The organism is Caloramator mitchellensis, from assembly GCF_001440545.1.
Taxonomy (GTDB): domain Bacteria; phylum Bacillota; class Clostridia; order Clostridiales; family Caloramatoraceae; genus Caloramator; species Caloramator mitchellensis.
Genome location: NZ_LKHP01000024.1, coordinates 1 through 10,363 on the forward strand (window position 1 = coordinate 1; position 10,363 = coordinate 10,363).

At 31.7% G+C, this 10,363-nt stretch carries 18 protein-coding genes; 15 read left to right on the top strand and 3 right to left on the bottom strand.

What is annotated here, in order from left to right:
- Window positions 1–331: 331 nt before the first annotated feature.
- From ABG79_RS11615 to ABG79_RS11625, 3 genes are all read right to left on the bottom strand, one after another.
- Window positions 332–598: a hypothetical protein gene (locus ABG79_RS11615; protein WP_057979637.1), complete on the bottom strand. Its 267-nt coding sequence runs from the start codon at window positions 596–598 to the stop codon at window positions 332–334.
- A 61-nt stretch (window positions 599–659) separates the two neighbouring features.
- On the bottom strand, window positions 660–1,844 hold the full coding sequence (locus tag ABG79_RS11620) for a tyrosine-type recombinase/integrase (protein WP_057979638.1): 1,185 nt from the start codon (window positions 1,842–1,844) through the stop codon (window positions 660–662).
- A gap of 57 nt (window positions 1,845–1,901) precedes the next feature.
- Window positions 1,902–2,774 carry a helix-turn-helix domain-containing protein gene (locus ABG79_RS11625; protein ID WP_152978250.1) on the bottom strand — a complete coding sequence of 291 codons (873 nt, stop codon included), beginning with the start codon at window positions 2,772–2,774 and terminating at the stop codon, window positions 1,902–1,904.
- A 168-nt stretch (window positions 2,775–2,942) separates the two neighbouring features.
- On the opposite strand from ABG79_RS11625, the gene ABG79_RS11630 reads away from it, so the two are divergent.
- The 15 genes from ABG79_RS11630 to ABG79_RS11680 all read left to right on the top strand — a co-directional run bounded on the left by ABG79_RS11630 (window position 2,943) and on the right by ABG79_RS11680 (window position 9,821).
- The gene (locus ABG79_RS11630; RefSeq protein ID WP_057979640.1) at window positions 2,943–3,152 is read left to right on the top strand and encodes a helix-turn-helix domain-containing protein; all 210 of its coding nucleotides are present in this window, start codon (window positions 2,943–2,945) and stop codon (window positions 3,150–3,152) included.
- Between the two features lie 66 nt (window positions 3,153–3,218).
- On the top strand, window positions 3,219–3,386 hold the full coding sequence (locus tag ABG79_RS12565; RefSeq protein WP_160318245.1) for a hypothetical protein: 168 nt from the start codon (window positions 3,219–3,221) through the stop codon (window positions 3,384–3,386).
- Between the two features lie 22 nt (window positions 3,387–3,408).
- Window positions 3,409–3,693, top strand: a complete 285-nt coding sequence (locus ABG79_RS11635) for a hypothetical protein (RefSeq protein ID WP_057979641.1) — start codon at window positions 3,409–3,411, stop codon at window positions 3,691–3,693.
- A 144-nt stretch (window positions 3,694–3,837) separates the two neighbouring features.
- Window positions 3,838–4,014, top strand: coding sequence for a hypothetical protein (locus ABG79_RS12570; RefSeq protein WP_160318246.1), 177 nt, complete (start codon window positions 3,838–3,840; stop codon window positions 4,012–4,014).
- 20 nt (window positions 4,015–4,034) lie between these two features.
- Window positions 4,035–4,265: a helix-turn-helix domain-containing protein gene (locus ABG79_RS11640; RefSeq protein WP_057979642.1), complete on the top strand. Its 231-nt coding sequence runs from the start codon at window positions 4,035–4,037 to the stop codon at window positions 4,263–4,265.
- Between the two features lie 13 nt (window positions 4,266–4,278).
- Window positions 4,279–4,443 carry a hypothetical protein gene (locus ABG79_RS12575; protein ID WP_160318247.1) on the top strand — a complete coding sequence of 55 codons (165 nt, stop codon included), beginning with the start codon at window positions 4,279–4,281 and terminating at the stop codon, window positions 4,441–4,443.
- 3 nt (window positions 4,444–4,446) lie between these two features.
- Entirely contained in the window at window positions 4,447–4,578 is a 132-nt protein-coding gene (locus ABG79_RS12760; RefSeq protein ID WP_278287124.1) for a hypothetical protein, read from the top strand.
- 30 nt (window positions 4,579–4,608) lie between these two features.
- Window positions 4,609–4,848 (top strand): hypothetical protein, encoded by a 240-nt coding sequence (locus ABG79_RS11650; RefSeq protein WP_057979644.1) that lies wholly within the window; start codon window positions 4,609–4,611, stop codon window positions 4,846–4,848.
- Between the two features lie 86 nt (window positions 4,849–4,934).
- The gene (locus tag ABG79_RS12580; RefSeq protein ID WP_160318248.1) at window positions 4,935–5,087 is read left to right on the top strand and encodes a hypothetical protein; all 153 of its coding nucleotides are present in this window, start codon (window positions 4,935–4,937) and stop codon (window positions 5,085–5,087) included.
- Between the two features lie 102 nt (window positions 5,088–5,189).
- Complete coding sequence (locus ABG79_RS11655) at window positions 5,190–5,969, top strand: helix-turn-helix domain-containing protein (protein WP_057979645.1); 780 nt, start codon at window positions 5,190–5,192, stop codon at window positions 5,967–5,969.
- Complete coding sequence (locus ABG79_RS11660) at window positions 5,959–6,243, top strand: hypothetical protein (protein ID WP_057979646.1); 285 nt, start codon at window positions 5,959–5,961, stop codon at window positions 6,241–6,243. The genes ABG79_RS11655 and ABG79_RS11660 overlap by 11 nt, the downstream gene beginning before the upstream one ends.
- Entirely contained in the window at window positions 6,227–7,525 is a 1,299-nt protein-coding gene (locus ABG79_RS11665) for a replicative DNA helicase (protein WP_057979647.1), read from the top strand. The genes ABG79_RS11660 and ABG79_RS11665 overlap by 17 nt, the downstream gene beginning before the upstream one ends.
- A 584-nt stretch (window positions 7,526–8,109) precedes the next feature.
- Window positions 8,110–8,865: a sigma-70 family RNA polymerase sigma factor gene (locus tag ABG79_RS11670; protein WP_057979648.1), complete on the top strand. Its 756-nt coding sequence runs from the start codon at window positions 8,110–8,112 to the stop codon at window positions 8,863–8,865.
- 340 nt (window positions 8,866–9,205) lie between these two features.
- Entirely contained in the window at window positions 9,206–9,604 is a 399-nt protein-coding gene (locus tag ABG79_RS11675) for a phBC6A51 family helix-turn-helix protein (protein ID WP_152978251.1), read from the top strand.
- 4 nt (window positions 9,605–9,608) lie between these two features.
- Window positions 9,609–9,821: a hypothetical protein gene (locus ABG79_RS11680; RefSeq protein ID WP_057979650.1), complete on the top strand. Its 213-nt coding sequence runs from the start codon at window positions 9,609–9,611 to the stop codon at window positions 9,819–9,821.
- The last annotated feature ends 542 nt before the right edge of the window (window positions 9,822–10,363 follow it).

Below are 10,363 nucleotides of genomic sequence, written 5' to 3' on the forward strand. Positions count from 1 at the left end.
AGTATTTTCAAGAGTTTTAGCAATTGCAGTATGCTGCAAAAATCAAAAAATACTGCAACCATACTGCAACCAGAAAAAATTTTATTTCGCAGGTTGTATTTTAGCAGCCTGCATTTTTATTTGCTACATAGTTTGGTAAACGGAAAATTCCGTTTGCTAGGTTCCTTTATTGAAAGCAGATATTAGGATAGCTTTAAAATTGATTATAGACTTGAATCGCAACGATAATAGCAGTTGTAGTTATAGGGTGAATTGATTAGGCAATAGGTTTATACCTTCGACCAGAAGTGGGCGAAAAAATAAAGGGGTAGGCAAATTACCTATCCCTTTATTACTTAGCTATTTTCAAACGAGCAATTTCATTCCAATTCTTAGAAGTTACAAGCTCAACTGCCGATAAATCTTCTTTAATTTCGCTAACTTCACTTGAAATATTATCAAGTTTAGTATTAACGTCCGTTTTAAATTCAGTAAGGTCAGCAACTTGATTAAATACAGAATCTAATTTCCCTTCAATTTTTTCAAGTTTATTGTTAATAGGTTCAAGTTTCTTATCAAGTAATTCTTCAAATGCTGCTAATAAACTTTGATTATCCATATATAAACACCTCCGGAAGTGATAATATAATTATATCATAGCCAAGTAAGTTAAAAAATAATCACTTAGATTTTTTATTTGATTTATCCAATTCAAATAAATGATTTATTTTCAATGCTGCGGCTTTTTTAACCTCAGGCATAACGTGGGAATATATATTCAAAGTTGTTGTAATATCATTATGACCTAATATTTCTTGAACGACCTTTGGATGCTCATTTGCTTCAAGCAGCCTTGTAGCGTAAGTATGTCGTAGAGCATGGAAATTAATATCAATATTAGCCTTTTCACAAATACGATAAAATGTCCTCATTAAATTCCTTGTTTCAATAGGTTTTCCAAGTTCAGTTGCAAATACAAGGTTATTATCTTCATAAACTTCACCAGCTTTTAACTTTTCTTCAAGTTGCCTTTTCCTATGATTTTTTAATTCCTCTAATACTGCAGGTGGCAGCGGTATAATTCTATTGCCTGCATTGGTCTTAGGTTCTTGAAATATAACTATTGTTTTCTTCTTTATGTTTGAATCAAAGTTTTTAACTCTTTTCAATGACCTTTTAACTGTAATAGTCCCTTCTTTAAAGTTTACATTATCCCATGTAAGAGCTAACAACTCACCTTGTCGCATACCGGTAGCAAGTGCTATAATAAATATTGATTTTAAACGCTCACCTTCAAGAGAATTTAAAAATCTTTGTTGTTCCTCAAGTGTTAAAACTTTAATATCCTTTTTTCTTTGTTTAGGAAGTATAGTTGCTTCGGAAATGTTTCGAGCAACTATATTATTTTTTGCTGCCTGCTTTAATGCACCATGTAAGACAGTATGAATATATTTAACAGTTCTGGGCGACAATCCTTCTTTTAACTTGTCATTATAAAGCATTTGCAAATGCTCCGAACGTAATTCTTTTAACTTATAATGTCCTAATGCAGGGTTAATATGGTAACGGATAAGATATTCATAACTTTGCAGCGTAGAAGGTCTAAGGTTGCTTTTTTTATATTCAAATAGCCAAGTATTAAGCCAATTACTCAAAGTAAGCTGCGAAGGTTCAACTAATACACCAGCAGCAAAAGAGTTAATTGCCTTATTAATCTTTTCAGCAACTTCCTGCCTTGTTTTCCCGTAGAATGATTGTCTTTTTAGTTTTCCGTCCTCACTTCTTCCGAGTGTAATTTGTCCGCACCAAGTCCCATTAGGACGCTTATATATAGTTCCTTCGTTGTTACCTCTTTTCTTAGGCATTTATAACACCTTCTTTGAAGATAAATTCATTTTCCCCAATTCTGGCACTCATTTTTATTAAAATGGTATGTTGTTATCAACTTCAATTTCATTTGTGCTTGTAGTATTGCTAAACTTTTTATCCATTATATTTTTTATCACCTTATCAGCAAAATTCTTATCTTTATCAGACATTTTAGTAAAATAATCACTAATAAAGCTAAATAAATCATTAGCGTTACTAGAAACATTTACATTATAAAAACTAAACATTTCAAGTAAATCAGCGTAAATTATATCTAATAAAGGTCTAATTTCTTCGATGAAATAGTGGTTAATTTTAGGTATTTCTTCCATGGCAGTTATCTTATTAACTTTTTGTTCTAATTCGAATGGAATAGGTGAATTATTTAAGTGTAGTTTAATTAAATTAGGATATAGAGCATAAAAATAATAATCGTTTTTAGAAAGTTCAATAATTTTTTCAAACAAGGATGACAAATCTCCAATTAGCATTTCAAATATATTATTAAGTTCTAATTTTTCGTTTGTATTATCCATATCTTTAAAAAATAAATGTTTTCTAACAAACATAATTAAGTTTTTGTAAAGAGGTTCGATTTTACTTGTAATGATTTTATTTAAAATAACTTTACTTTCATTGTTGACATAAATGCAGTCGTCAAATTGATTTAAATTATATTTTTCTTCTAAATTTTTTATTACAAATTCTTCTTCAGTCGTTTTGTATGGACTTCTTCCTATCAAATAATCGGTTGTAACTCCAAAATAATCAGCCAATTTAATTAAAATATCGTAACTTGGTTCTCGACCTTTTTCAAAATATGAAATATTTTGAGGGGTTACACCTATTTCTTCAGCTAATTTTGCCTGTGTTATCATTTTCTCTTCTCTTAATTCTTTAAGTCTTTGTGAAAACATTTTTTGCATACCTCCTTCCATTAATAGTTCTGATTATATTATAAAGCATTTTAATACAAAAAACAACAAAATATTAAATTGTTGTATTGACAAACAATAAATTATTGATTTATAATAAAATCAACGAATAAACGAAACAAAAAATATAAATTCAACAAATTACTAAGAGGTGGTGCTATGTCGCATATTCAAGCCAATGGAAGTAAGATAAGAGAATTGAGAATTAAAAAAGGTTGGACATTAAGAGAACTTGGCATCAGAACTGGAATTAATTTCTCAATAATTTCAAGATTAGAGGCAGGGGAATCCTCACCAAGACCTAAAACAGCAAAAGCAATAGCGGACGCACTAGAAGTTGACTTTGACGAGATTTTCAAAATTGTATGAGCTAATGAAATGTTAAGGCATGATACCCTAATTAAAGGTAACGCATAAACGAAAGAAGGTGAAAATATGTGTCAATGCCAAAGGCAGCAGAGCATAATTGAGGGACTTATCAACGATATTAAAGACCTAACTTCAAAAAACGCTGAAATGACAATCAGATTTAAAATTCTTCAAATGGAAAATGACGATTTAAAGAAAAGGCTTGAGAAGTTGGAAAGCTGCAAGAACAACTGAACAAAAGGAAGGGGTTTTGTTTATGGGTTTAACACTTGAGGAAAGGGAAACAATAGTCCTATTCAATGAAAAGGACAAAGAAGCAGAAATTTTTACTTATAACAGAGCTTTAATCACAAAGTTAAAGAAATTGGTTAAGGAAAGACCTGGGGAAGTGCAACTCAAAAGAGATAATGGAGAAGGTGGATTTACCTTTATAGTGCCTAAGGATTGGTTAGGAGTTAGACCACCTAAGAAAATGAATTTTTCAGAGGAAACAAGAAGGGCTTTAAGTGAAAGAGCAAAAAGATTAGTTGCTAAAGTATAATTTAAAATCGATTTTTGCACAGAGTTGCACAAGCACAGCTTATAAAACAAGACTATTAAATACCGAGGTAATATATTTATACCTTCTAAAAATTTCATATCAAAAAATTGCTTATTTAATAAGCAAAGGAAAGGGGACTTTAAAATGTCAAACAGTGCAAATTTGTTAATGCTGCAAATTGTAGCAAGTATGCTTGAAGGAATCCAGAAGTCTAAAGCCTATGACGACAAGTTGAAAGTTGAGTTGTCAATGTCAGTTCTAAAGCAAACAATTGAGAGTCTGAAAGAAGTTATCAAAAACGATAGCTTTAACCTTCAATAAAACTGAAAGGGGATGCTTATATGGAGCAAAAGCAATACGAAATTTACACAGATGACGCATTAAAAGAAAAGATACAAAGGTTAACGATTAACATTGATGAAGCTGCAAAGTTATTAGGCGTAAGTTATAATACAATGCTTAACTTAGTTCATAGGAAGGACTTTCCTAAGATACAAGCAGCAAAAAGAAGAATCCTAATTCCAAGAGAAGCATTTTATAAGTGGGTTAATGAAACTTCATGGCAGGGTTAAAGGTGGTGATACTTTGACAAGAATTGAAAAATTGAAGAAGCAGCAAATAAAGTTGCTTAAAAAACTTGTTATGAAAGAGGTAATTAAGAATCCAGAGCAAAGGGAAAAGTTAATTCAAAGGACGCAAAGACTTGTCAGAGCTAAGCAAAGGTTAGAAAAAATTCAAATAGGGGGATAAATCATGCTAAATGTTAACGAACAAATTGAATTGGACAAGCATATTCTTAGAATTTCTATTGATGGGGTTACAATTTACGAATCGGAAAAGGTAAAAAGACTTAGAGAGTTAGGAACAAAGTTTTTTAGGGGTTGATGATATTTGTTACAAGGGGGATAAGCAAGAATGTTTTCAGCAACAAGGATAAAAAAATGCACCTCTTTGAAGGAGCTGCAAGAAAGATATAAACGTTTAATCATTAAAAAGGTTACAGTTAAAATTGACTTAAAGTTTATAGCAACATATTTTAACGGGTGCATTATAGTAGTTATAAATTCAAATGTTCCAAAGGAAGAATATATAAACGACCTAAAGCAAGCAATAATTAATGCTGCAATAAAAAAAGAAACTTCCATAAGGAAGTAAAAAAATAAACTAAACGCAATTTAATTATAAGCGAAAATAAAGAAGAAATAAAGAAATTTTACAAAAAATTAAGAGGTGATTATTTTATGATGATTGAAACGGGACTTGAAATTCTTATTACTTGTATGGACGAAATTAATAAGACCTTAGACGCAAGGTTATCTTCAATTGACGAGAAGATAGACAAGCTAATCATTGCAATTAAAATGCTACAAACGATTGAGGAAAAGAAAAATTGAAGGTGTGCGGAATTTTCCGCATACCAAGTTTAGTAAGTGCAGCAAAGCTGCCTTTGGGGGTGAGGGAGCTTGAACGTAATACCAAGGGCAAGAGGTGATTAAATGGGAGAGGAAACAACAAAGGTCGCAGGTTATGGAATAATACCTAAACAAGTAATGAAGGATACAAGGTTAAGCATTGAGGCTAAAGCAATATATGCTTATCTTTCAACTTATGCAGGAAATAACGGTTTAGCATTTCCTTCGCTTGAATTGATTTTAAGTGATTTAAAAATACACAAAAATCGATTTTATAAACATTTAACCTTGTTAATTGACCATGGTTATATAAATAAATCAAAGGAAAACAATCTCAAAGGACAATATAGCAAGGTAATTTATAAACTTCTTCCACTTCCTCAAAATGAGGAAGTGGGGAAAACTAAAGAATATCAAGGCTTTGAAGGAAATCCACTTCTTCAAAATGAGGAAATGGGTGAAAATCCACTTCTTCAAAATGAGGAAAATCCACTTCCTCAAAATGAAGAATATAAAAATAACAATATTAATAATAACAATAATAATAATATATATAGTCCACTTCCTCAAAATGAAGAAATGGGAAAGAAAAAAACAACTAAAAAGGATATTAATAAAATAAAGTATGCAGAATTTGTTAGTATGTCAGAGCAGCAATATAATGCTTTAATTAAAAAATATGGAGAAGAAAAAACCAAAAGAATGATTGAGGTCTTAGATAATTACAAAGGAGCAAAAGGGAAAAAATACAAAGACGATTATAGAGCTATTCTTAATTGGGTAGTAGAAAAAGTTGAAAAAGAATTTGAGAAGAAACCTAAGAAAGAAATAGCATGGGAGGAGGTTTTTAATAATGTTGACTGAATCGACATTTCAATCCGGTATAAAAAGGCTTATAAATGAATTTAGTGAAAAAGGTTTCAATCCAAGCATTGAAAGGATAAAACAATGGTTTGAATACATGAAGGACATGACAGACGAAGAATTTAAACAAAGAATCGATTGGGTATTAAAAAACGTTTCCTTTGCTCCAAGCATGGCAGATATTTTTAAGGCAGAGGTAAATATAAATAACACATGGAAAGAATTTGATTTTAGTTTCCTTAAAGGTGGTGATAATAATGCAACCGATAAGTAATCTTTATAACATTCAAGCAGAGGTTGAGGTTTTAGCTGCAATTTTATACGATAACAACTCAATGACAGAAATTAACCTTAGAGCAGAGGAATTTTTTGATACTAAGAACAAGTTGATTTATAAGGCAATGCAAGAATTGTTTAACAAGGATATAAAGATTGACGAAACAAATTTGATTGAATACTTTAAGGGGAATTTGCAGGACATAGGCGGAATGTCTTATTTATCTAATCTTATCATTGCTAAGGCTAAACTAGATAAAACAAAAGTTTCGATAATAAAAGAAAAAGCAAGATTGCGAAAACTTTACGAAACTGTTCTAAGAGCAGTAGACGAAATTAAGAATAACAAGGGGTTTGATGAAATATATTTTGCTATTCAAAGAGAAATATACAACATAGATAGCCAAGACGAAGAAAAGCTAATGTCAGATAAGGACTTGTTTTCAAAGACATTTGACGAAATAGAAAATAATCAGAATAAGAAGGACATATTAGGACTAAAAAGCGGTATTGTTGACTTAGACAAGGCAATTAATGGGTTTCAAAATGGAAGGTTTTATATAATTGCTGGACGTTCTGGAATGGGTAAATCAGCAGCAGCCTTGAATATAGTTCAAAATATATCAAAGAATCACCATGTTTTATATTATAGCCTTGAAATGCCAGAAGAAGAATTAGGACTTAGAAGGGCAGCAATGTTTAGCAAAATAGACACCCAAAGGCTAGAGAGAGGACTATTAAACGAAAAAGAATGGGACAAGCTAATAAAGGACTTTAATATCCTAAGCAATCAAAAATGCTATACCTATTCAAAAGCAGGAATCCATATTGACGACATAATAAAGCAAGCGAAAAAGTTAAAAATGCAAGGTAAACTTAAAATGTTAGTAGTCGACCATATAGGACGATTAAACTTATCGGGGTTAGGTGATACGATAAGGGAAAAGATAACAAATGTTTGTATTATTCTTAAAAATTTAGCAATGGACTTAGATATACCGGTTATAGCATTAAGCCAATTGAATCGTAGTCCAGATGCACGAGCAGACAAAAGACCAAGTTTAGCAGATTTAAAAGAAAGTTCCGGAATAGAAGAAAATGCGGACGTAGTAATGCTACTTTATAGGGACGAATATTATAATAGCAATACAAATAGTAAAGGCATGATTGAAATAAACATAGCCAAGAATAGAAGTGGAAACACTGGCATAATAAAATTATTATGGTTGCCGCAGTTTCAATTAATAGGCTCATTATCACAATTTAAAGAAGTGGTATAATAGGGTTGGGACTAAATTCTCAGCCTTTGTTATTTAGATTATAATTATATGGTAGAGCTGCAAATTAAAATTATAAAACTTTGTCCACCACGTGCCCACCTCTGTAAATAAAAAATTCCCACATCAAGTTTCAAAAAGGGCAAGGGGGTAGGGGGATATAAAAATCTATACCTTTTCAATACAGACCGGGCGGGGCAGTTTCGCTTACAAAAAATTCCCTAAATGAAGTTAAAGGGGGTAGGGCTATTAGGAAAATTATTTAATAACCTAAGGATACCGAGCGACCAGCCTTCATTTTAAATAAATTTGTAAAATGAAATTTTAAAGACAAATTCCGTCCGGCAGCAGGATTTTAAATTTCCTTTTCAAGTTCGTATTAAACATTTCACATTTATTCAAGGCTTATTCTTTGCAATGCTTGAACATTCTACAATAAGATACCTTACATATGTAGGGTATCTTGAGCAAAAAGATAATACACACAAGGAAGAAAAAGTAAAAATGAGTAATGAAAAGGCTAAATCCTAAGGAGAAATAAAAAGGCTCATGGCTGACGGAAAAGCTGCAAATTAGAGGTGATGACCTTGACGAATGAAGAATTATTTGAATTGTATTCTAACGGTAATGTTAAGGCTAAAGAAATGCTTATTTTAAATAATATTAACCTTGTTAAGTGTTACGCTAAGCGATTTTTCATAATGTTTGAGGTAAGCAGTTATAAAGATTATGACCTTGAGGATTTGGAGCAAGTAGGAATAATAGGGTTAATTAAGGCAATAGACAAATACAACCCAGCATTAGGCTGCAAGTTTTCAACTTATGCAGTATATTGGATAAAGCAAGCGATTAGAAGGGCATTAGAAGGACATGAGGACACATTAAGCCTTGATGAAAATATAGGTGATGAAGAAGAAGGAAACATTACTTTAATGGACACATTAGAGGATAAGACTATAAATTTTGTTGAGGAAACGGAGCTAAAAGAATTAAAAAAGTTATGGGATATATTATCCGAACGTTTAAACGATAAGGAAATTAAATTTTTAAAGCTGAAACATATAAACAATTTAACGGAAAAGCAGATATGTAGAATCCTTGAGATACCAGAAGAAAAGGCAAGGCAGTTTAGTGAATCTGTATTAAGAAAAGCAAGGTCAAAAGCAAAGTTATTAAGGATATTGTTTGATGATTATTTAGACAAAAGGACAAGTTATCTAAGTGCGGTTGATTATTCTAAGCCTAAGGTCAAGGAAAGTTATTATAATAGCAGCATAGTAGAAGTCATTATTTTAGAAAGAGAGAGATTAAGGGAAAGGTTTGGAGTTAAGGTAAATATTTAGCGTCCCTAAAAATTGGGGGGCTAAAGATAACTTGATAAATAAATACTCACAACCATTTGGTTGTCAGAAAGCTGACAAAAAGTTGACAAAATTATAGGTTCTTCCAGAGAAACAAACTGATGAGGTGAAGAGCCGACCGCAGGTTGGGTTTAGATATAAAAATAAAATTATCAACTTCCTTCCTAAGTTGACTCCACAAATTTGAGGAGTCCTTTATTAAACTGAATTAGAGTAAAATAGTCTTTGCGTTGAAAACGGAAATTTGCGTTTTCAGAAATTCATTAAAGGAAGATAATATATTCACGTTTCCGAGAAAAAAGAAACGTCTAAATGTTAAAAAATGATAAAACGAGGTGATATTATGGGCTTATCAAAGAAACAATTAGAAGTAGCTAAATTAATAGCCGAAGGATATTCAAGTCAAAGAGATATTGCTAAAAAGTTTAACATTAGCGAGGTAACTATAAGCAGATGGAAACAGCAGGATGAATTTAAGCAAGCTATTAAGGTTTTTGAAAACGAAATATTGCAGGACATGAAAAGAAAGCTAATAGGAATGACACCAAAAGCAATAAGGGAATTGGATAAATTACTTGAAGCGGATGCGGAGAGTGTAAGGCTGCAAGCGGTAAAAGATGTCCTTGATAGAGTTGATTTAAGACCTGCGGACAAATTAAGTATTACTGGTGATGTAGGGGTAACAATAATTGATGATATACCAGAGAGCATTAAGGAGTGATGACATGGAGCTATCACAAAGGGACAAATATTTAATAGTCATTGCATTAAGCGAATATATGAAAAATCTTAAATTTGCAGGATATTACATGGATGGGTTAGGGATACTATACCGCAAAAAAAAGCATGACGAAATACTAAAAGAAATTGCAGCACTAAGGGAAAAGGTTGGCGGTGATGAATGGGTAAGATATTTAAAAGAGTATATAGAGGGATAGAGATTAACAAACTATCTTAACAATAGTAGCCTATCTAATAATATTGGGTTGGCTACTAAAAGTAATTAACATTTTTCCCTAACTGGGAGAAATGGTTAGAGTAGCAGGAATAAAACACCCCCGGGCATTGAAACAAGTATAACTCCAGCGACACCGGAGCGACCCACTCTCAAAAACCCGAACAAGGACGATATAACAAGGGGGCATTGCTGCAGCTTTTTAAAAGAAAATAGAAAGAAATACAGGTAAATATAAAATTATAATGCCATTAGAAACGATTTAGAGCCTTTTAGAGCGATTTTAGTAACAGAGTAATACCTATAAAATACTTGTTGAAATACTGCAATAAAAAATAATAACTACCTGCCAAGTATGAAAAATCAAGGCTTATAGCAGTTTAAAAAATACTGCAACCATACTGCAACGGGAATAAAAATCGATATATTTTTGTAAAGTGGAATAAATTAACAATGTGAAAAAAGATAGAAAAATCAAGGGGTTTGCTGTTTGGTGCTTGTCCTAAGAATTGCCTTCTACTATTT

What these genes read in the sequence shown, in the direction of transcription:
- ABG79_RS11615 (WP_057979637.1), bottom strand. Translation starts at nt 598, where the DNA reads ATGGATAATCAAAGTTTATTAGCAGCATTTGAAGAATTACTTGATAAG.
- ABG79_RS11620 (WP_057979638.1), bottom strand. Translation starts at nt 1,844, where the DNA reads ATGCCTAAGAAAAGAGGTAACAACGAAGGAACTATATATAAGCGTCCT.
- ABG79_RS11625 (WP_152978250.1), bottom strand. Translation starts at nt 2,774, where the DNA reads ATGCAAAAAATGTTTTCACAAAGACTTAAAGAATTAAGAGAAGAGAAA.
- ABG79_RS11630 (WP_057979640.1), top strand. Translation starts at nt 2,943, where the DNA reads ATGTCGCATATTCAAGCCAATGGAAGTAAGATAAGAGAATTGAGAATT.
- ABG79_RS12565 (WP_160318245.1), top strand. Translation starts at nt 3,219, where the DNA reads ATGTGTCAATGCCAAAGGCAGCAGAGCATAATTGAGGGACTTATCAAC.
- ABG79_RS11635 (WP_057979641.1), top strand. Translation starts at nt 3,409, where the DNA reads ATGGGTTTAACACTTGAGGAAAGGGAAACAATAGTCCTATTCAATGAA.
- ABG79_RS12570 (WP_160318246.1), top strand. Translation starts at nt 3,838, where the DNA reads ATGTCAAACAGTGCAAATTTGTTAATGCTGCAAATTGTAGCAAGTATG.
- ABG79_RS11640 (WP_057979642.1), top strand. Translation starts at nt 4,035, where the DNA reads ATGGAGCAAAAGCAATACGAAATTTACACAGATGACGCATTAAAAGAA.
- ABG79_RS12760 (WP_278287124.1), top strand. Translation starts at nt 4,447, where the DNA reads ATGCTAAATGTTAACGAACAAATTGAATTGGACAAGCATATTCTTAGA.
- ABG79_RS11650 (WP_057979644.1), top strand. Translation starts at nt 4,609, where the DNA reads ATGTTTTCAGCAACAAGGATAAAAAAATGCACCTCTTTGAAGGAGCTG.
- ABG79_RS12580 (WP_160318248.1), top strand. Translation starts at nt 4,935, where the DNA reads ATGATGATTGAAACGGGACTTGAAATTCTTATTACTTGTATGGACGAA.
- ABG79_RS11655 (WP_057979645.1), top strand. Translation starts at nt 5,190, where the DNA reads ATGGGAGAGGAAACAACAAAGGTCGCAGGTTATGGAATAATACCTAAA.
- ABG79_RS11660 (WP_057979646.1), top strand. Translation starts at nt 5,959, where the DNA reads ATGTTGACTGAATCGACATTTCAATCCGGTATAAAAAGGCTTATAAAT.
- ABG79_RS11665 (WP_057979647.1), top strand. Translation starts at nt 6,227, where the DNA reads ATGCAACCGATAAGTAATCTTTATAACATTCAAGCAGAGGTTGAGGTT.
- ABG79_RS11675 (WP_152978251.1), top strand. Translation starts at nt 9,206, where the DNA reads ATGATAAAACGAGGTGATATTATGGGCTTATCAAAGAAACAATTAGAA.
- ABG79_RS11680 (WP_057979650.1), top strand. Translation starts at nt 9,609, where the DNA reads ATGGAGCTATCACAAAGGGACAAATATTTAATAGTCATTGCATTAAGC.